The 19,499-nt window shown below is 61.8% G+C and carries 15 protein-coding genes; 12 read left to right on the forward strand and 3 right to left on the reverse strand.

Translation table 11 applies throughout. The features are described 5' to 3' along the window. The first annotated feature begins 28 nt into the window (after positions 1 to 28). From B0G76_RS09190 to B0G76_RS09215, 6 genes are all read left to right on the forward strand, one after another. The gene (locus B0G76_RS09190; protein WP_120291494.1) at positions 29 to 991 is read left to right on the forward strand and encodes an HlyD family secretion protein; all 963 of its coding nucleotides are present in this window, start codon (positions 29 to 31) and stop codon (positions 989 to 991) included. A 195-nt stretch (positions 992 to 1,186) separates the two neighbouring features. After that, on the forward strand, positions 1,187 to 1,624 hold the full coding sequence (locus B0G76_RS09195) for a PRC-barrel domain-containing protein (protein ID WP_120291496.1): 438 nt from the start codon (positions 1,187 to 1,189) through the stop codon (positions 1,622 to 1,624). A gap of 292 nt (positions 1,625 to 1,916) precedes the next feature. Beyond that, positions 1,917 to 3,041 (forward strand): sensor histidine kinase, encoded by a 1,125-nt coding sequence (locus B0G76_RS09200; RefSeq protein ID WP_120291498.1) that lies wholly within the window; start codon positions 1,917 to 1,919, stop codon positions 3,039 to 3,041. Next, entirely contained in the window at positions 3,031 to 3,717 is a 687-nt protein-coding gene (locus B0G76_RS09205) for a response regulator transcription factor (protein WP_120291500.1), read from the forward strand. Before B0G76_RS09200 ends, B0G76_RS09205 begins: the two co-directional genes overlap by 11 nt. Before the next feature lie 342 nt (positions 3,718 to 4,059). Next, on the forward strand, positions 4,060 to 5,007 hold the full coding sequence (locus tag B0G76_RS09210; protein ID WP_120291501.1) for a helix-turn-helix domain-containing protein: 948 nt from the start codon (positions 4,060 to 4,062) through the stop codon (positions 5,005 to 5,007). A gap of 155 nt (positions 5,008 to 5,162) precedes the next feature. Further along, positions 5,163 to 5,582 (forward strand): DUF3331 domain-containing protein, encoded by a 420-nt coding sequence (locus B0G76_RS09215; protein ID WP_120296266.1) that lies wholly within the window; start codon positions 5,163 to 5,165, stop codon positions 5,580 to 5,582. 104 nt (positions 5,583 to 5,686) lie between these two features. Here the strand turns inward: B0G76_RS09215 and B0G76_RS09220 are convergent, their stop codons facing one another. Together B0G76_RS09220 and B0G76_RS09225 are read right to left on the reverse strand one after the other, a co-directional pair. Next, positions 5,687 to 6,676 carry a cytochrome d ubiquinol oxidase subunit II gene (locus B0G76_RS09220; RefSeq protein ID WP_120291503.1) on the reverse strand — a complete coding sequence of 330 codons (990 nt, stop codon included), beginning with the start codon at positions 6,674 to 6,676 and terminating at the stop codon, positions 5,687 to 5,689. Positions 6,677 to 6,701: 25 nt separating this feature from the next. Continuing rightward, complete coding sequence (locus tag B0G76_RS09225; protein WP_120291505.1) at positions 6,702 to 8,099, reverse strand: cytochrome ubiquinol oxidase subunit I; 1,398 nt, start codon at positions 8,097 to 8,099, stop codon at positions 6,702 to 6,704. A 308-nt stretch (positions 8,100 to 8,407) separates the two neighbouring features. On the opposite strand from B0G76_RS09225, the gene B0G76_RS09230 reads away from it, so the two are divergent. The 4 genes from B0G76_RS09230 to B0G76_RS09245 all read left to right on the forward strand — a co-directional run bounded on the left by B0G76_RS09230 (position 8,408) and on the right by B0G76_RS09245 (position 11,748). Then, positions 8,408 to 8,875: a hypothetical protein gene (locus tag B0G76_RS09230; protein ID WP_120291507.1), complete on the forward strand. Its 468-nt coding sequence runs from the start codon at positions 8,408 to 8,410 to the stop codon at positions 8,873 to 8,875. 170 nt (positions 8,876 to 9,045) lie between these two features. After that, a complete protein-coding gene (locus B0G76_RS09235) occupies positions 9,046 to 10,578 on the forward strand; it encodes a winged helix-turn-helix domain-containing protein (protein WP_120291509.1) in 1,533 nt (510 codons plus the stop codon). Between the two features lie 92 nt (positions 10,579 to 10,670). Then, positions 10,671 to 11,297, forward strand: a complete 627-nt coding sequence (locus B0G76_RS09240) for a response regulator transcription factor (protein ID WP_120291511.1) — start codon at positions 10,671 to 10,673, stop codon at positions 11,295 to 11,297. Between the two features lie 76 nt (positions 11,298 to 11,373). Then, entirely contained in the window at positions 11,374 to 11,748 is a 375-nt protein-coding gene (locus tag B0G76_RS09245; RefSeq protein ID WP_120296267.1) for a response regulator transcription factor, read from the forward strand. A 57-nt stretch (positions 11,749 to 11,805) separates the two neighbouring features. Here B0G76_RS09245 and B0G76_RS09250 read toward each other — a convergent pair whose 3' ends face one another. Then, positions 11,806 to 13,311 carry a winged helix-turn-helix domain-containing protein gene (locus B0G76_RS09250; RefSeq protein WP_183082017.1) on the reverse strand — a complete coding sequence of 502 codons (1,506 nt, stop codon included), beginning with the start codon at positions 13,309 to 13,311 and terminating at the stop codon, positions 11,806 to 11,808. Positions 13,312 to 13,775: 464 nt separating this feature from the next. Between B0G76_RS09250 and B0G76_RS09255 the strand changes: the two genes are divergently transcribed. Both B0G76_RS09255 and B0G76_RS09260 read left to right on the forward strand, forming a co-directional pair. Continuing rightward, the gene (locus tag B0G76_RS09255) at positions 13,776 to 14,456 is read left to right on the forward strand and encodes a response regulator transcription factor (RefSeq protein ID WP_120291515.1); all 681 of its coding nucleotides are present in this window, start codon (positions 13,776 to 13,778) and stop codon (positions 14,454 to 14,456) included. Between the two features lie 28 nt (positions 14,457 to 14,484). Then, positions 14,485 to 19,494: an AAA family ATPase gene (locus B0G76_RS09260; RefSeq protein ID WP_120291517.1), complete on the forward strand. Its 5,010-nt coding sequence runs from the start codon at positions 14,485 to 14,487 to the stop codon at positions 19,492 to 19,494. Positions 19,495 to 19,499 lie beyond the last annotated feature (5 nt).

Consider the following 19,499-nt stretch of genomic DNA (forward strand, 5'->3'; position numbering starts at 1 on the left):
CACTGACCGCTCACGCCCGGTAACGAAGATGAAAACGCAATCCCTTCTGCGCGCAGGCTTCACGCTGACCCTTCTCTTGGTCGCGGTCGTGCTGGTTCGCATGCTGTGGCTGGACTACATGTTTTCGCCGTGGACCCGCGACGGCCGGGTCCGTGCCAAGGTCGTGCAGGTCGCAACCGACGTGTCGGGCCTGGTCAGCGAGGTGCGCGTGAAGGACAACGAGTTGGTGCGCCAGGGCGACGTTCTGTTCGTGCTCGACCCGGCCCGCTTCCACTATGCCGTGGCACAAGCCAACGCGGATCTTCAGCGGGCCCAGGCCCAGATGGCCCAGGCCAAAGCCCAGATGAGCGCCAGCGAAACCACGTTCGCGATGAAGCGCGCGCAGGCGGCGCGCCGGGCCAATCTCGCGGGCGATGTGATCTCCGATGAAAGCCGGCAGGATTCGGCGTCGCTCGCGAGGCAGTCCGCGGCCGCCTATGCCGCCGACGTCGCTTCCTATAGCGCGGCGGAGGCCCTGTACAAAGCAGCGATGGTCGAGCGGCAGACCGCGCTGCTCAACCTGACGCGCAGCGAAGTGCGCGCGCCGTCAGACGGCTACATCACCAACCTGAACCTGTATCCCGGCGATTTCGCGACCGCCGGCATCGCGCGGATGGCGCTGATCGACTCTCATTCGTTCTGGGTTTATGGCTACTTCGAAGAGACGAAGCTGCAGCGCGTGCATGTCGGCGATCAGGCGGTTGTGCGGCTGATGTCGGGCGGTAACGACATCCAGGGGCATGTCGACAGCCTGGCAAGCGGTATCGCCGATCGGGATAACCCAACCAGCAACGGCGATCTGCTGGCGGACGTCAATCCGATCTTCACGTGGGTGCGGCTCGCGCAACGTGTGCCGGTGCGGGTTCATCTGGATCGGATTCCCGCCGGGGTCAAGCTCGCGATGGGCATGACCTGCACGGTGACGCTGAAACCGCAAAATAGTGGTCATTGACCGTATCCGTCGGCGGCGCGCAGGTCGTCTCACTGTGAGCGCCTGAACGCCGACACCGTGCGAATTCGAAAACGCTGCGCGCGCAAAGGGTTCAAAGTAGGGGTTAGCGCGACACGGGCACGCCGCACCCCAGGCACCGCTCAGTGTTGCGAACTATTTTTTTTGAAATCAACGCATTTTCTGGAGAGAAGAATCATGAAGGCAAAGTGGGCACTTGTATTTCTGGCCGCGTCGGCGTTTGGTGCGGTGTGCCAGTCGGCAAGCGCACAGGTCGCAGGCACGCAGACTATCGGCGCCACCGTGGAGGAGTCCCAGCTCATCGTCGAGGGCTGGAGCACCACGAAGAGCCTGCTGGGCAAGAGCATTTATAACGACAGTGGCGAGAAAGTCGGGGTGCTCCACGACATCATCATCGCGCCGGATAACGCCGCGTCGTTCGCGATCGTGGCGGCGCATCAGTTTCTGGGCGTGTCCCAGCACGACGTGGCGCTTCCGATGTCGCAACTGGACTACGTGAACGGCAAGCTCGTGTGGGCGGGCGCCACGCGCGAGGCGGTGAAGTCGATTCCGGCTTTCCAGTATGCGAAGGTCCGGAGCATTCCCGTGGCGCGCAAGAATTACGGTCAGCACTGACGGTCGCGCCTGCGCGGTGGCCAGGGGCGGCTGCCGCGCAGCAGTGGATTTGGAATGATTCAGGAACATTAAGTACCGCGTTTGACGCGGGCTCGCGCATGATCACATTCAGCTTAAAAGCGATCCGTCACCGGTAGGTCTGAGAATCATGCGTCCTGGCAGCCATTCTGGCTGCCATCCAGATGGACAGGCTCCGGTATTCGTCAATGAACGCCGTTTCGAACGCCTATGTTCACGCCTGCTAGTTCCGTTTCGGCAAATTGCCGGCTGGTGGCCCATTGATCCGGCTGCCATGAAAAATTGCCGACGCGCTCCCTCCGCGGTGTGCCCTGACGTTGGCGTCGTGTCGACGCTCGGCGCCGTGATCGCGCTCGCCGTGTTCGGGGTTGCCGCGCTGACTTCCCTTGATATTACGGCAGCTGTGTTCTATGGGGTGGTGGTGCTGCTGGTCGCCTCGGCCGGCAACCGGCCGGCCACGATCATCGCCGCGTGGGGCTGTGTGGCGTTGACGTTGCTCGGCTTCGCGATTTCGCACAATGGCGCTTATACCAGCGGCGCGCTTGCGCGGTGCGCGGTGAGCCTGCTGGCGATCGCCATCACGTCGATTCTGGCATTGCGAAACCTGGCCGCGACGACGCTGCTGCACGAACAGGTCGAACTGCTCAAGCTCGCTCAGGACGCGCTCGCGCGCTCGACCGCGGAACTCGCTCACGCCACGCGCATCACCCTGCTCGGCGAGCTGGCGGCTTCGGTTGCGCACGAGGTGACGCAGCCGATCGCGGCCATCGTGACGTGCGGCGGTGCCGCGTTGCGCTGGCTGAACCGTCCTGCACCGGAGATCGACGAAGCGGCGCAATCCGTCACACAGATGATTCGCGACGCGAAGCGCGCGGACGAAGTCATCCAGCGAATCCGTTCGATGGCCAAAAAGCGCGACAGTCTCCCGGTTGCGGTCGAGCTGAATGCGATCGTCGGCGAATCGATCGAACTGGTGCGGTTCGAACTCGAGCGCCACCGCATCGAACTGAACATTGACCTCGCGATGCCCCCGCCCACGGCGTGCTGCGATCGAGTGCAACTGCAGCAGGTCCTGATCAACCTGATCATGAACAGTATCCAGGCCATGGCCGACGTGACCGGGCCGCGCAAGCTCCGGATCGCCACGCGCCCGTTCGAAGGCGCGCATGTCCAGGTGATCGTGCAGGATTCGGGCACGGGAATCAGCGAGGAAAACGGCGGCCGTTTGTTCAATACTTTTTTTACGACCAAGGCCGAGGGCATGGGTATGGGGTTGTCGATCTGCCGTTCGATCGTCGAGGCACACGGTGGCCGTATCTGGGCCGAATCGCCTGCGGCGGGCGGCGCGGTGCTGCAGTTCATCCTGCCCGTCGGCGAAGGGAGATGTCATGAGCAGTGATGTGCGTAGCGATGCCGACGGCAACGCGGGCCATTCCATGGTCTATGTCGTGGACGACGACGAGTCGATGCGCGAGGCCGTCAGCACGTTGCTGCGTTCGGTCGGGCTCGGTGTCGAAACCTTCGGCTCCGCGCAAGAATTCCTCGCTTACGACATGCCGGACGTGCCGAGCTGTCTGATCCTCGACGTTCGCCTCAAAGGTCAAAGCGGGCTCGCGGTGCAGGAACAGATCGCGGCAAGTCAACTCGGTTTGCCGATCGTCTTCATGACGGCGCATGGCGATATCGCGATGACGGTCAAAGCCATGAAGGCCGGCGCAAAGGATTTTCTGGCCAAGCCGTTTCGTGACCAGGACATGCTGGACGCGGTCGCACATGCATTGACGAGCGACGAGGAACGGCGCGAAGCCAATCGGTCCGTCGCGGACCTGCGGCGCTGCTATGAATCGTTGACCGCGCGCGAGCGCGAAGTGATGGCGTTTGTCGCGGCCGGACTGATGAACAAGCAGATTGCGGGTGAAATGAATCTGAGCGAAATCACCGTGAAGATTCATCGCGGCCAGGCGATGCGCAAGATGGGCGCACGCTCGCTGGCCGACTTCGTGCTGAAGGCGGAGGCGCTTGGCGTCAAGCCGCCGCAAGGCATGACGGCGCCGCCGCGCAACTCGCGTAGCTGAACGCAACTTGCGGAACGGTTCGTTGCTGGCGCAGGGTTCACACGGCCATGCCGGACATCGATCTCATCCCTGCGTATAGATCGCACACCGCTTCGGGCAACCAAACCGTTTCGTTTCCGTATCAACCGGACCAGCTCCGTGCTCGCCGCGACGAGGCGGGGTGGCGTGCTGTCCGCAACTTTCGCTGCATGACTAAACCTGAATATGAATCGACCCAACCATTGGTCATTGCAAGCAACCGTATGTAGGGCTAGTTGACGTATTTGCGGTGCGATACCGTGGAGTCATCACGGAGCCCCGATTAACCGGGACTGTTTCACCATTCAATCGGATGACCAGATCATGATCAGTTCGTTGACGTTGCCCGCTGCGCACGTCGTTCAGAGAAGCCGGGGCAGCCCGATCGCTGTGGAGCAGCAATGGCGCACACCCGGCGACGATCAGGGCGATGCGTGGCAGCGCAGCAATATCCTCGTGTCGCGCTGGACCCGTAACGATACCCAGCCGCTGGAGGTCGTCAATCCGGGCAGCGCCGCGCTTCATTGCATCGCCATGAACCTGAAGTGCACCTCGCTCACGTTCGTTCACGCCGGCAGCACACTCGTGCGCGGCCGGGTAACGGCGGGCGCGGTGCAGATCACCGCGCCGGAGGTGCCGTGCAGCGCCGTGTTCGAATCGCCGGGCGACGTCCTGCATCTTTTCGTCTCGCAGCAGGTGCTAGGCGAATGCTTCGAAGACCTGTTCGGCCACCCGCATGCGGGCGATATCCGTATCGACGATCCGAAGCTCGTGCGCGACCCTGCGCTCGAACGTCTCGCGCAGGCGCTGGCCGTCTCGCAGTCCGACGACGCCGCGCTCGGCAAGGTCTTCACCGACAGCGTCAGTCTCGCCATCGTATCGCGCGTGATCGCACGTCACTTCACGATTGCGGAACGGCAAACCCGCGAAGTGAGTGCCTTGCCGTCATGGCGGCTCAGCCGTGCAATCGAGTATGTCGACGCGCATCTGTCCGAGTCGATCGGGCTTGCGGATATTGCCCGCAGCGCGGGGCTGACCCGCATGCATTTCGCTTCGCAGTTCCGTCGCGCGACCGGCATGCGTCCGCACGAATACCTGTTGCGGCGCCGGATCGAGCACGCACAGCATCTTCTCGCCGGGTCGAGATACAAGGTGCTCGACGTTGCGCTGAGCTGCGGTTTCCGATCGCAGGCTCACTTTACGACGGTGTTCAAACGCCTCGTCGGAGAGACGCCTTTTTGCTGGAGAAGGAAAGCGAATGTCGATGGCTAAACAGATTCGTGCGTTTCTGGAAGTCAGCGAAACTTTTCTGCGGCAGTCCGGAAGTGGGCTGCGCCATGACGGACTGTTGTCGCTGGACGGCATGCGAAGTGTTCGCGATGGCCACCTCGACGATCAACCGGATTATCCGAAACAGGAGTGCAATCATGCTGGCGAATGCGAATTTCACCGATCCGTGGATGCAAACCCTTGGTTTGCTGTCCGTCCTATCCGGTGACACGGACGCCGGCGCCGGCGTCAACGAACTGGCCGCGGAAGTTGCCCGGAACGGCCGCAAGAACTGCGCGCTGCCGGTCATGGGGCAACGATTTGAAGTCCAGGTCCATGTGATCGACCGGCCGTCGCAGTCGACCGCGACGGTCATATGGCGCGACCCGACCCGTTGCTCCTATGGCGATCAGGTCTGGCACGCAAGCCGCGCGCGCGTGAGCGGCGTGTGCGCCATGAGCGGACGCGCGATCCAGCCGGGCGACGCGATCTACAAGCCCCGTCCTTGCCGTCCCGCGCCGCTCAACACGGGTGCGATGATTCTGCGCACCGTGCTCGATAAAGCCGTCGCGCTTTGATCGATACGCATTTGAAGCGCCGGGGCGATAGCGACACGTTGCTCGCTGCGCCCGGGCGTTTGCTGTAAAAAATCGGGCTGCATTCCTACATCGCAAGGTGATGCTCACTCGGCCGCGTGTGAACCGGCCACGACCTTGCCGCGGAAAATGTAGTACTGGTAGAGGTTGTAGCCGATCATCACCGGAAAGATGAGCCCGATCCCGATCAGCATGAACACGAGTGTCGACGAATCGGACGCCGCTTCGACGATGCGGAGCTTGCCCGGAATGAAGTCGGGAAACAGGCTGACTGCAAGGCCAATAAACGACACGGCGAACATGGCGACCGATGCGCGGAACGGCGCGCGCGATCTTCCCATGGTCAATGAACCGATGACGGTCGCGAAGGCGAACGCCGCGGCCGCACCGAGCCCGATCAGCAGATGAAACACACCAGGCTGGGTCCAGCGGTCGCGGCCGACGGCGCTGATGAACCACGTCGCGGCGGTCAGCAGCGTGGCCGCGGCGGCTGTGATGAAGGCGCTCAGCAGCGCCAAACGGCGCGCCCAGTGTTCGAGCGGCCCAACGGTCTTGTTGACGAGATAGGTCGAGCCGAGCAGTGAATAGCCGGCCACCACGCCCACCGCCGAAACGGCGACGAACACACCGCGCAGTTCGCCCGGCAACAGGCCCGTGATGACCTTGCCGAGCACCACGCCCTGGGCGATGGCGGCAATCAGACTGCCGATGCCGAACGCCTTGTCCCACAGGAGCCCGTGCGTTACGCTATGGCGGAATTCGATCGCGGCGCCGCGCATGATCAGACCCGCGATCAGCGCCATGACCGGCAGATACAGATCCTGCAGAAGCAGCGCATACGCGTCGGGGAACGCCCCGAACAGCGCGCCGCCGAGCACGACCAGCCACGTCTCGTTGGCGTCCCAGACGTGGCCGATTGTCTGCACCATCACGTCGTGATCTTCTCGGCGGCTGCGTAGCAGGCTGAGTATGCCGATGCCGAGGTCGAAGCCGTCGGTGACGACATAGAACACCAGCATCAGGCCGATGAGGCCGAACCAGGTGAGTGCCAGCGTGGTGTGAATCGAGTGGTCCATGAGATTTCCTCGTAACGGGATTGGGTTAGTACCCGGTGACGGCCGCCGCTGTTTCAGCTTCGGCTGGCGTGGGCGGCGTCAACGTGAGATCGGGACCGGTGCGCAGCCAGTGGCGCGCGAGCACGAAGAAGGTGAGCAGCAGCACCACGTAGAAGGCAAAGAACATCACCATGCTCAACGTGACCGACGCTGGCGCCACGCTCGACGCAGCGTCTTTCGTGCGCAGCAGCCCGTAGACGACCCAGGGCTGGCGGCCGACTTCGCGCACGATCCAGCCGGCCTCGACCGCCGCATAGGGCAGGGGAATGCACAGTACCCATGCGAGCAGCAGCTTGCGTTGAGCGAGCAGCGCCTCGAGGTTGCCGCGCGTCTTGCGCAAGACGTACGCCGTCCAGAACGCCAGTGCCATGAAAGCGAAGCCAATGCCCGCCATCACACGGAACGCGTAGTACAGCAGAGGAATCGTCGGCGGCTGGTCGGCGGGCGGGAAGTCAGTGAGGCCCTTGACCTGGCCGTGCAGCGTATGGGTGCTGAGAATGCTGAGCATGCCCGGCACTTCAATCGACCAGTCGTTGCGCTGCGCCTTCTGGTTCGGCCACGCGAGCAGCGACCATGACGCACCGGTGCCTGGCTTGTTCGTGATCCAGTTCCCTTCGATCGCCGCGCCCTTTGCCGGCTGCGTTTTGAATACGCTGCCGCCGCTCGAATCGCCGAGCCAGATCTGGATTGGCGCGACGAATACGAGCACCAGTAGCGCGATCCTGAATGAGTGGGCGAAAAATTCCGGATGGCGGCGTTTGAACAGGTTCCACGCGGAAATGCCGGCGATCACGAACATGCCGGTTTCGATCGCCGCCGCCCACATGTGCGTGACGCCCCAGACCATATCCGGATTGAAGATCGCGGCTGCGTAGTCGGTCACGACGATCTTGCCGTTTTCGACCGCAATGCCCGCCGGCGTCTGCATCCACGAATTGGCGACCATGATCCAGAACGCGGAGATGCTCGAACCCAGCGCGACCATCGAGGTGGCGAAGAGATGCACGCCGCGCGGCACGCGTCCCCAGCCGAGCAGCATCACACCGATGAATCCCGCCTCCAGCATGAAGGCCATCGCCCCTTCGAAGCCGAGGATGTTGCCGAAGAACTGTCCGCTGAAACGCGAAAAGCCGGCCCAGTTGGTGCCGAACTGGAACTCCATCGGGATGCCGCTGACCACGCCCACCGCGAAGTTCAGCGCCAGCAGCTTGCTCCAGAAGCGCGCATGCCGGTAATAGGCGAGGTTGCCGGTGCGCAGCCATAGCACTTCGATCAGCACGAGGAAGGCCGAAAGACTGATGGTCAGAATCGGCCACATGATGTGAAAAAGGGCTGTCATTGCGAACTGGCCGCGTGACAGATCGAGTACGCCAATGAGATGCATGAGGAACTCCCGCCGGTCGAAGCGTGACTTGAGGTTCGTTGAGGAACACGAGGAGAAATCATGGCTCGCCATCGAGCACGGCGCTTGTTCAAACGCCCGCCGGTTTCATATTTGCACGCCGGTGGTCGCGCGCGCCGGACGCGCCTTCTTGCATGCCGTGCGTTTTCGAAATCGCGCAGGCGAACTGAAAAGACCGGCGGATCATGTCGCCGAATAATGTTTTCCACGCGGAGAGGCTGCATGACGGTTGGCGGCAGGGTTCCCGCGGTATTCGCGTCGGATTCCGAGAAGAAACCTGGAGAACCATCATGCGCTATCTGGACACGACACAGCACGACCTGAATCGAAGCGATCGGGTGTTTCTGCCGGACATCGATCCGACCGATAGGGAGGTGTGGTCCGCGCCCGATCTGCCGGCGCCCGAACTGGCGCTTGGGCGATGGACACAACGGGTCGTGTTTGCTACCGCGCTCTGGTCGGTCTGCGAGCTTCCGTTTGAGGTGTGGTTCAGCCGCACGACGCAGGAGGTGGTGTGCTGCGTCGCTGCAAAGCTTGTGTGGCTGGCGCTCGTGTTGTTCGTTCTGGCCGGAAGCCGCTTGGCGCGTCTTGCCTATGCGTTCCTTTGCACGATTGGATTAATGGCCGTTGCGTTCGGCCTGCCTGCCGAATACCGCGTGTTTCCGCTGGGATTTCTGCTGTCTTCGGTGGAGTGCGTTTTAAAGGCTACGGCATTCGTCTGCCTTGTGTCCGCGGGCATCTACCCCGAAGAGGCGTGATTTTGCGGGCGCCGCAAGGGTGGGCATCCTATCCCTTTGGATAATAGTTTCGGATGACTATCCCAATTAATATGGCTCCAACGACGCAAGCCTCGCACCGGCCGCGTTAGTGCAAAGGGCGCAGTCATCGAACGCGCCCGTCCCGCTAGTCCACCAGGCGTGAGTGCAGCATGATAAAGATCGGTCGAGTAACCGTGTCGTTGGAAAGGCGCGAGGCGTACCTGGATGATCGGCTGCTCCAGGTCGGATCGAGGGCCTTCGATATCCTCGAACTGCTGATCCAGGCGCGGGGCAAAACTGTCACGAAAGACGAGATTCTTCGGCACGTGTGGCCGAATTCGGTGGTCGAGGAAAATAATATTCACGTCCAGCTTTCGGCGCTCAGGAAGATCCTGGGCGATGACAAGGACGCGATTCGCACGATCTCGGGTCGGGGCTACCGGCTCACCACTCAGGTCGAAGGGGACGAGCCAGTCGCGTTGTCTGGAGCCGTTCAGGACGGTCCGACGCGACAAATCGGACCAGCGGGACAACCTGGCACGGCGCGCCGGACCGGCGTGCCGGTCTGCCATGCGCCCCTGATCGGACGCGACAGCGCTATGGCTGAAATCACGCGGGCCCTGAACGGGACGCCGATCGTCACCTTGCTCGGACCGGGAGGCATCGGCAAGACGCAACTCGGCATCGCGGTGACGAGGTCGATTGCGGCTGAGTCGGATCGGGAAGTGTGCTTCGTCACGTTGGCCGCGGTGGACCACGCCCAGGGCGTGGTGAGCGCCCTTGCCGAAGCGCTGGGCGTTGAGCGTGCCGATGGCGACGTTGCCCTATCGTCGCTCGTCGCGGCGGTCCAGGGGCGCACCTTGCTGGTCATGCTGGACAACTGCGAGCATGTGATCGAGTCGGCGGCAACAGTGTGCGAACTGCTCGTCCAGGCAAGTGCGGACCTGCGCATTCTCGCAACCAGCCGCGAGCCGTTGCGAACGCGTGACGAGAAATTCTATTGGGTCGCGCCGCTCGACACCCCGGACGCAGAGGCGAGTCCCCAGGCGATTCTGGCCTCCAGTTCGGTCAGGTTTTTTCTGGCGCAGATGCGAGCGGTCAATGCGGACGTCGAGACCGACCCCGGCAGCCTCGAGATGGTCGCGACGATCTGCCGGCGGCTCGACGGCGTGCCGCTTGCTCTCGAACTGGCCGCGGCCCGTGCGGCAGTGTTTGGCATCCGCAAGACGGTCACGGAACTCGACGACCGGTTCCAGTTTCTGACGGGCGGCCGCCGTACCGCGCCCCCGCGGCAGCAAACGCTGGAGGCCTCGCTCGACTGGAGCTACCAGCTGCTCAGTTCGACGGAGCGGATTGTGCTGCACAGGCTCGGTATTTTTCCTGCCAGGTTCTCGCTGGAAGCGGCATGTGCCGTCGCGGCCTGTGAACGCTTGTCGCCCAACGAAGTGACGGAGGCGATCGTCGGCCTTGCCTCCAAGTGCGTCGTCATGACAACGTTCGACAGCAGGACCAAAGAGTATTTCCTGCTCGAAACAACGCGCGAATATGCCCTGCGCAAACTATACGAATCGGACGAATCGGACGAAGTGCTGACGAGAAACGCGGCCTATCTGGCGCGGGTTGAAGAGCAGCCTTACGGGCGCCGTTTCAGGGCGGCGACAGGCGGCAACACCCTTGCGGCGGAATCCGTCGCGTCGCGATGAAGCGGCTGCCCATGCAGGCTGGAAAGGATCGTTTGGCGTGTGCTCTCAGGTACCATGACGGCACCCCAACCCCAATCTTTCTGGAAGCTGAAATGCCTGATCCTTCGGGGCTTGAGCCGATGGTGTATGTGATCGACGACGAAGAAATGGTGCGCGAGGCGCTTTGGCGTCTGCTGCGCTCAGCGGGTTTCAACGCGCAAGGTTTTGCGTCGCCCGCGGAGATACTCTCGAAGGATTTGCCTAACGTGCCGATGTGCATCCTGCTGGATATGAACCTGCAGTGCATGACCGGTTTCGACGTCCAGAGCCAGCTCGCGCAGAAGGGCGTGCAGGTGCCGATTATTTTTCTGACCGGGTACGGGTCCATTCCCATGTCGGTGCGCGCGATCAAGGCGGGTGCGCATGAATTCCTCACCAAACCGATCGACGACGAAGAACTGCTCGACGCGGTGAGACGGGCGCTGGCACAAGACGAGGCCAACCTCGCGGAGCGCGCCTTCAGCGCAGAGGTGCTGCAGCGTGCCGCGTCGCTGACGCCGCGTGAAATGGATGTCTTCGAACTTGCGGTGGACGGCCGGATGATCAAGCAGATCGCGCATGAACTGGGCACCCAGGAAGTGACGGTGAAGGTTCACAAGCGGCGCGTGATGAGCAAGATGGGGGCCAAGACCCTGATCGACCTGGCAAAAATGTGGGAATTGATACGTCGGACGCGATGAGCATCCTGAAGCAGTAAATATCGCGCCGGATATTTGTTTCTGTGACTACGTCGGCGCAATGGGAGTATTGGCAGCTATGAGTTTTGTTTGCATCGTCGACGATGACGCCTCGGTACGAAGTGGCGTCGGAAACCTTCTTAAAGCAGTGGGTTATGCGACTGTGACCTTTTCATCGGGAGAGGAATTCCTCGCCTCCCCGACGGTCGACGATGCGCTGTGTGTTTTGCTCGACCTTAAGATGCAAGGCATGCAGGGTCTCGAAGTGCAGCGGCAACTGAACGCGGAACAACGGCATATCCCTGTGGTGTTCATGTCCGCGCATGGCGACGACGAGGCGGTTCGGCGGGCAATGCAGCATGGCGCGATCAGTTTCCTGCGCAAGCCCTTCGCTGAAGAAGTCCTGCTCGATTCCATCGAGCTTGCCATTGGGCGCAGGAGCGGGGCGCACTGAACCCGGAGTCAGTAGCCCTCGCGAGGGGCTCACTCCGTGCTCAATCATGGCTCCCATTTAACTATCCTGTATCGCAAGTCTCGCCCGGTCATTAGACGCGTCTGTCGCATCGAATTCATGTGTTACGGCCCCGCACGTGCGTAGATAGTATTCATGCCTGCGGACCATGATTTCGCTTTCGCCGGCTTCGGCAAGCATCTGTAGCGCGTACGCCCGGGTCGTCTCGAGCAGGTAGTAAGTCATGAACGAACCGCTCGGCCTGGACGTGAGCAGTGACTTCGCGACCAGACCGGCGATCGCTTCTGTAACGTCGGCCGCGGCGAGGTCCTCGCGTGCGACCACTTCGCATGCCGCATTGAGCGCAAAGGCGCCGCGAAATACGCCGATACGTCGTAAGACGATGCGCTCGCGCTGGCAAAGAAACTGGTGACTGCGATCGAGTGCCGCCTTTAGCGTTTGCTGCTGCGCCGGCGCCGTCCGATGTCCACCCGCGAGCACGCGAAAGCGATTGTCGAGTTGCGCGACCAGATCCCTGATGCCCCGCGCGGCGACTTGGGCTGCCGCCAGTTCGAGGGCAAGCGGCAAACCGTCGAGGCGCCGGCAGAGCGTGCCGATCAAGGTGATGTTTTCGGCGTCTGCCTGAAAGCGGGGGTCATAGGCACGGGCCCGCGACATGAACATGTGTGCCGCGCTGCACCCGAGAATGTCGTCGTGCCCCGCCTCTTCGGACGGCACCTCGAGCGGCGCAACCCTGTAAATCTGCTCAAAGCGGGCACGCAGGGGCTCGCGGCTCGTCACCAGGATTCTGAGGTTGGGATTGCTCTCGACAAGCTGTTCGCAGATCGAGGCCGTCTCCAGAATCACATGTTCGCAATTGTCCAGCATGACCAGCATCTTGCGGCAACCGATCGCATGAATCAGGTCCGTTGCGGTGACCGTGCCTATCGAACTTCCGCATGCGAGGCCGTTGGCGATCGCATTCAGCGTGGACCCGGGCCGCTCGGCGGTCGACAGATCGACACACCGGACTTCGGCAAAGAGCGGGTTCAGGACGCGCGCCACTTCCAGGCCGAGCTGCGTTTTGCCGACACCGCCTGTGCCGACCAGCGTGACGAGCGGCGATTGGCCGAGCGCGCATTTCACGTCGCCGAGTGCTGTCTCGCGGCCGATAAGCGGTGTGTGACGGAGCGGAACGTTGCTCGTTTGAAGCGCTTCCTTGCTGGCCGATTTGCCGGTCCATGCGAGGGTCCGCGTGCCCGTCCGGCCCTCGGTTTCATTCGGGCAAGTCAGACAATAGCCACGCCCCGGTATGGTCTTGATGAGGTCCTTGTCGTCTCCGAGCATTTTTCGAAGTGAAGAAATATGCACTTGCAAATTACTCTCTTCGACAATCGTTTCCGGCCACACGCGCCGGAAAATCTCCTCTTTGCTTGCAAGCTTGCCGCCTGCCTCGATCAGCACCTGAAGAACGTCGAACGCGCGCGTGCCGACGCGTATCGGCCGGCCTTGCAGATAAAGCTGCCGTCGCTCTAGCGACACGTCGAGTCGACCGATCTTGATCATGGCGGTTCCGTCTAGGGTTGAGTTGAGCACGGCCGTGATCAACCGCATGTCCGGCGCAGTGACGACGATCTTATGCCTTGCGAATTACCACTACGGTGAGGGAATCATTAAAGAAAGTTAACGTGGAGAGCGGAGAGCATGAGGGTGAACCTGAACGCGCCGGATTGGGGGATTCTGGAGCGTTCGACGTAAAGCCTGCGAGTCGCCCTGGAAAAATTAAAAAAAATTAATAGGGTTGGCAATTCGTGTGCCGCTCTTTTCGCGGATAATTGAAGGCTTCATAGGTGAAGGCACGATCGAGCCCACTGCCCGTGGCGTGATGGCAGGCGGTGGTTGACTCCACCGTACCGGGGGCGCAGTGAGGCAGACTCGAAAGTTACTGAGGGGCGGAACCAGGCATGCACGACTGTCGCGTCAATAATGGAAAACTGGCCACGCCTGAAACCGGAACGGGCGAGATCTGAATGAAAGTCTTGCTCGTCGAAGATAACGAACAGGTCGCCGGGTTTCTGAAGAAAGGCCTGATGGAGGCGGGGCATGTGGTCGATTGCGCGGATAACGGCCGCGACGGCATGTTCCTCGCCGCAGGCGAAACCTATGACGCGATCATCATGGATCGCATGCTGCCCGGCGGGATCGACGGTCTGGGAATCATCGCGGCTTTGCGTGCAACCGGAAATCGCGTACCCATCCTGATCGTGAGCGCGCTAGACGAGGTTGACGAGCGGATTCGCGGGCTGAAAGCGGGCGGCGACGACTACGTCGTCAAGCCGTTTGCGTTGGGCGAGGTACTGGCGAGACTCGACGCGTTGGCGCGCCGCTCGTATGAAAGCTACGCGGAAACCGCGCTGAAGGTGGGCGATCTCTCGATCGATCTGCTCTCGCGCAAAGTGACGCGTGCCGGCAAGCCGATCGCGCTTAAGCCGCGTGAATTCAAATTGCTGGAATATCTGATGCGGCACGCGGACCAGGTCGTCACGCGCACCATGCTGCTCGAGAATATCTGGGACTATCACTTTGATCCACAAACCAACGTGATCGATGTGCATGTGAGCAAGCTACGTCACAAGATCGATGCGGGGTTCGAGCGGTCCTTGCTGAAGACGGTTCGCAACGCGGGCTATGTGTTGACGGTGAACGATTAGTCCGACAGTGGCGGGTGGGGGCGGCGGCATGATTGATTTATCGGAATTCGGGTTCGAGACGCTCTGTGACGACGGCGAGTTCGTGCTATCCCGGATCACCAGGCGCCACGGTGGCAAGACGTGGCTGATCGTCACCTTGCCGGCCCTGCAGCCTGCCGCCAACAGTCAGGCGCGTCTCGAACATGCCTATGAGTTACGCGGCTTGCTCGATGGCCGTTTCGTTACCCGGCCTCATGCCCTGATCGAGTACCGTGGGAGTGCGGCGCTGGTACTCGAAGACCCAGGGGGTGTCTCGCTCTCCGCGATACCGATGGGTTCGCTGACGATCGGCCGGTTCCTCGCGATTGCCGGAAATCTTGTGGTCGCGCTCGGCGCGCTGCATGGGCGCGGTCTTGTCCACAAAGACATCAGGCCGGCCAACATTCTCGTCAATACGGAAACGGGGGGCGTGGCGCTGACCGGCTTCGGCATCGCCTCGCGCGCAACGGGTGAGCTGCCCGCTAGCGCGCTGCCGGACGTCACTGCAGGAGCGCTGGCCTACCTCGCGCCTGAGCAGACCGGTCGCATGAATCGTTCAATCGATTCGCGCGCCGACCTCTATTCGCTGGGCATGACGTTCTACGAAATGCTGACTGGCGGGTCTCCGTATCGCGCGAACTCGCCTATCGAATGGATTCACTGTCACGTCGCCAGGCTGCCGATACCCTTGAACGAAGTTGCGAACGAGGTGCCGTCCCAACTCGCCGCGATTGTCATGCGCCTGCTCGCGAAAACCGCCGAGGACCGTTATCAAACGGCGCAGGGCCTTGAAAGCGATCTGCGCCGCTGTCTCGACGCGTGGGAGCAAATGGGGCGCATCGAGCCATTTGCGCTCGGCGCACATGATGCGCCTGAGCGCTTGCTCATTCCGGAGCGATTGTATGGGCGCGAGGCGGAGACGTCCGCATTGAATGCCGCGTTCGACCGCGTGGTGCAGCAAGGCAAGCCGGTGCTCGTGCTGGTATCGGGCTATTCCGGTATCGGCAAATCGTCGCTGGTGAACGAACTGCAAAAGAAGCTCGCACCGTCACAGGGGCACTTCGCTGCCGGCAAATTCGAGCAGTACAAGCGCGACATTCCCTATACGACGCTCGGGCAGGCGTTTCAGAGTCTGACGCGGCAAATACTCGACCGGGGCCGGACAGAAATCGCGCATTGGCGTGAGCGGCTCAGCGAAGCGGTGGGTGCGAACGGACAGTTGATCGTCAACCTGATTCCGGAAGTGGAAAAAATCATCGGTCCGCAGCCGGCGGTGCCGGAACTTCCGGCGCAGGATGCACAGATTCGATTTCTGGGGGTCTTCGGGCGTTTTATCGGCGCTTTTACGCACGCGGATCATCCGCTCGTGCTCTTTCTGGACGATCTCCAATGGCTCGACGCCGGCACGATCTGCCTGCTCGAGAATATTCTGGCCACGCCGACGCTGCAGAATCTCCTGCTGGTCGGTGCGTATCGCGACAACGAAGTGGGCCCCACGCACCCGCTCAGCCGCGCGCTGGGTTCGATCCGAAAGTTGGGCGTGCCGGTTCACAATATCGTGCTGACGCCGCTGCGGATCGCCGACGTGGCGCGCCTGACCGGCGAAGCACTGCACGCCGGCACGGCTGAGGTGTACGAGCTCGCGCAATTCGTGTTCGAGAAGACCGGCGGCAACCCCTTTTTTACGGTGCAGTTTCTCAAGACGCTGGCCGAGGAGCGTCACCTGGTGTTCGATCCCGTGCGCCGCGCATGGGAATGGGATCTCGCGCGCCTTCGCGAGGCGCGCTTCTCGGATGGCGTGGTCGACCTGATGGTCGGCAAGATCGAGCGTGTCGCGGATATCACGCAGGCCGCACTCAAACAGTTTGCGTGTTTCGGTAACCGTGCAACGACCGCGATGCTCATGCGAGTCGCGGGCACGTCCGAGGCGGCGGTGCATCTCGCACTCGCCGACGCGGTGGAAGCCGGCCTCGTGTTCCGGCGTGAACACGGCTACGCGTTTCTTCACGACCGCGTGCAGGAAGCGGCCTACGCGCTGATTCCCATCGATGAGCGTGCGGCCTCCCATCTGCGAATCGGCCGCATGTTCGCGACAAACGCGACGGCGGCGGAGCTCGAACAGACTATCTTCGAGATCGTCAATCAGTACAACCGGGCGGCCGATCTCATCAACGACCCGGCGGAGAGCGGACGCGTCGCGGGATTCAATCTGATCGCCGGGCGGCGTGCCAAGACGTCGTCTGCCTACGCATCGGCATCGACCTATCTGTCGACGGGAAGCGCGATGCTTGGCGACGAGGCCTGGGTTACCCGCTATTCACTTAAGTTCGCACTGGAAAGCGGTCTTGCGGAGTGCGAGTTTCTGACTGGCGACACGAATTCGGCCAAGGAGCGGCTATCGGATCTTTCGCGGCGTGCCGCCACGCTGGCTGACCGCGCCGCCGTGACGTGGTTGCGCGTGACCCTGTTCACCGCGCTCGATCAGAGCGATCTTGCAGTGGAAATATGCCTGGACTATCTGCGCGATGTCGGGATTGACTGGGACCCGCATCCAACCCGTGAACAGGCGCGCAGTGAATACGACCGGCTTCTGCAGCAAATCGGCGAGTCTCCGATCGGATCGCTGATCGATCTGCCGCTGCTTACCGATACCGACCGGCGCGCGACGCTGGACGTACTCACGGCGGTCTTGCCGCCGGCGTTTTTCAGCGACGAAAACCTGGTCTGCCTCGTGTTGTCCCGTATGGCGAATCTGAGTCTCGAGTATGGCAACTGCGACGCGTCGTCGATCGGCTATGCCTACCTCGGTATGGTGGCCGGCCCGGTGTTCGGCGATTACGAGGCAGGATTCCGCTTCGGCCGGCTCGGCCTGGGTCTCGTCGACGAACGCGGTCTGCAACGCTTCAAGCCTCGCGTTTATATGTGCTTTGCCTATCACGTGATGCCATGGACCAAGCATATTCGCGCAGGACTTCCGCTATTGCGGCGCGCGTTCGATGCCGCGAGTGAGAGCGGGGACCTCACGTACACGGGTTTTAGCAGTTGCACCCTGGTGACGAGTCTGTTGGCCGCGGGCGATCCGCTCGGCGACGTCGAACGCGAAGCGATGCAGCGCCTGGGTGTGGTGCAAGCCGCGAAATTTGGATTGATCGTCGATATCATTGGTGCGCAGTTGCAACTCATTCGGAATTTGCGCGGCTTGACGGCCTCGTTCGGGTCTTTTAATGACGACGCCTTCGATGAAGCGGCCTTTGAACAGCATCTCGAAGCCGATCCGTGCCTGGCGATTGCCACCTGCTGGTACTGGATTCGCAAACTGCAAGGGCGCTATTTCGCGGGAGATATAGCGGATGCGTTGGCAGCCGCAGCGAAGGCGGCACCGTTGTTATGGACCTCTTCCGGCCATTTCGAGCTTGCCGAGTACCATTTCTATGCAGCACTCACACGCGCGCGCCGACACGACGATGCGGCGCCCGAGGAGCAGGCGGAGCAATTCCGTGCGCTCGTCGAGCATCACGCCAGGCTCGCGACCTGGGCTGAACACTGTCCCAGCAATTTCGCCAGCCGCTCGGCGTTGGTCGCCGGCGAGATTGCGCGTATCAAGGGGAATGAATTCGAGGCGATGCGTGAATACGAAAGCGCAATCCGTCTCGCGCGTGAGCACGAGTCCTCTCTGATTGAAGCGCTGGCGCACGAAGTGGCAGCGGCGTTCTATATGGCGCGTGGATTTACGACGATCGCTTTCGTTTATCTCGGCAATGCGCGGCTTGCCTACCTTCGGTGGGGAGCGCTGGCCAAGGTTCAGGCGCTTGACCGGCGCTATCCGAATCTGGTCCGTGAACTGGCGAACGACGCGCCCGCGAGGAGTTTTGTCGCGCAACAACTTGATGTCGAAACGGTCGTCAAAGCATCGCAGGCCATTTCGGGCGAGATTGCCTTCGACAAGCTGATTGATACGCTGATGACCATTGTGCTGGAGCACGCCGGCGCGGGACGGGCGCTACTCGTTTTGCCGCGTGCGGAGAAATTATGGATCGAAGCGGAAGCGCTGGCGGGTCGCGAAGGCGTGGAGGTGCGTCTTCAAAGTGAAGCCGTGACACCGCGCCATTTGCCCGCGGCGATTCTGCATCACAGCATTCGCACGCAGGAGCGCGTGCTGCTCGACGACGCCTCGCTGCCCAATCCGTTCTCGGCGGACGAATACCTTCGTTCAAGCCGTTCGCGTGCCGTCTTGTGTCTTCCGCTCATGAAGCAGGCGAAGCTGATCGGTGTGCTGTATCTGGAGAACGACCTGGCGCCGGGCGTGTTCACGCCACCACGCATCGCCGTGCTCGAGCTTCTGGCGTCGCAGGCGGCGATCTCGCTCGAAAACGCGTCGCTGGAAGAGAAAGAGGCTCTGCTCGAAGAGAAGGAGGCGCTCCTGCAGGAAGTCCACCATCGGGTAAAGAACAATCTGCAACTGATCAGCAGTCTGCTCAACTTGCAGGCGTCGCGCGTTACCGACAGATCGGTTGCCGAACTATTCGCCGATAGCCGCAACCGCGTGCGCTCGATGGCGCTGGTACACGAGAACCTGTACCGCGCGGGCAACTTCGCTCGCATCATGATGGCGACGCACGTGCGGACCCTGTGTGGTCATCTTTCGCGTGCCTACGATATGCGTCAGATGGCCGTGGAGCTGGAGATCGAGGTCGACGACGTGCAACTGGACATGAACCGTGCGGTTTCCTGCGGCCTGATTATCAACGAACTGGTTTCCAACGCCTTGAAGCACGCGTTTCCGGACGGGCGCGGCGGTTCTGTGCGCGTGGAACTTGGACTGGTCGACGAAGAGCGGTGCAGGCTGACGGTTGCCGACAACGGCGTTGGCATCGCGCCGGAATTCTCGCTGGACGAAGCCGACTCGCTCGGCTTGCAACTGGTCCACGACCTCACGCACCAGCTGCATGGAACGCTGGAACTGAGCCGCGTGGGTGGTACGACATGCAGCATTCTCTTCAACGCAAACGGACGTGGATAGGGACG

The organism is Paraburkholderia sp. BL23I1N1, assembly GCF_003610295.1.
In the GTDB taxonomy this organism is placed as follows: domain Bacteria; phylum Pseudomonadota; class Gammaproteobacteria; order Burkholderiales; family Burkholderiaceae; genus Paraburkholderia.

Excerpts from the sequence above, each read along its gene's own strand:
- B0G76_RS09220 (WP_120291503.1), bottom strand. The coding sequence starts at position 6,676 with ATGGACCACTCGATTCACACCACGCTGGCACTCACCTGGTTCGGCCTC.
- B0G76_RS09210 (WP_120291501.1), top strand. The coding sequence starts at position 4,060 with ATGATCAGTTCGTTGACGTTGCCCGCTGCGCACGTCGTTCAGAGAAGC.
- B0G76_RS09250 (WP_183082017.1), bottom strand. The coding sequence starts at position 13,311 with ATGATCAAGATCGGTCGACTCGACGTGTCGCTAGAGCGACGGCAGCTT.
- B0G76_RS09190 (WP_120291494.1), top strand. The coding sequence starts at position 29 with ATGAAAACGCAATCCCTTCTGCGCGCAGGCTTCACGCTGACCCTTCTC.
- B0G76_RS09195 (WP_120291496.1), top strand. The coding sequence starts at position 1,187 with ATGAAGGCAAAGTGGGCACTTGTATTTCTGGCCGCGTCGGCGTTTGGT.
- B0G76_RS09215 (WP_120296266.1), top strand. The coding sequence starts at position 5,163 with ATGCTGGCGAATGCGAATTTCACCGATCCGTGGATGCAAACCCTTGGT.
- B0G76_RS09200 (WP_120291498.1), top strand. The coding sequence starts at position 1,917 with ATGAAAAATTGCCGACGCGCTCCCTCCGCGGTGTGCCCTGACGTTGGC.
- B0G76_RS09245 (WP_120296267.1), top strand. The coding sequence starts at position 11,374 with ATGAGTTTTGTTTGCATCGTCGACGATGACGCCTCGGTACGAAGTGGC.
- B0G76_RS09235 (WP_120291509.1), top strand. The coding sequence starts at position 9,046 with ATGATAAAGATCGGTCGAGTAACCGTGTCGTTGGAAAGGCGCGAGGCG.
- B0G76_RS09255 (WP_120291515.1), top strand. The coding sequence starts at position 13,776 with ATGAAAGTCTTGCTCGTCGAAGATAACGAACAGGTCGCCGGGTTTCTG.
- B0G76_RS09205 (WP_120291500.1), top strand. The coding sequence starts at position 3,031 with ATGAGCAGTGATGTGCGTAGCGATGCCGACGGCAACGCGGGCCATTCC.
- B0G76_RS09240 (WP_120291511.1), top strand. The coding sequence starts at position 10,671 with ATGCCTGATCCTTCGGGGCTTGAGCCGATGGTGTATGTGATCGACGAC.
- B0G76_RS09260 (WP_120291517.1), top strand. The coding sequence starts at position 14,485 with ATGATTGATTTATCGGAATTCGGGTTCGAGACGCTCTGTGACGACGGC.
- B0G76_RS09225 (WP_120291505.1), bottom strand. The coding sequence starts at position 8,099 with ATGCATCTCATTGGCGTACTCGATCTGTCACGCGGCCAGTTCGCAATG.
- B0G76_RS09230 (WP_120291507.1), top strand. The coding sequence starts at position 8,408 with ATGCGCTATCTGGACACGACACAGCACGACCTGAATCGAAGCGATCGG.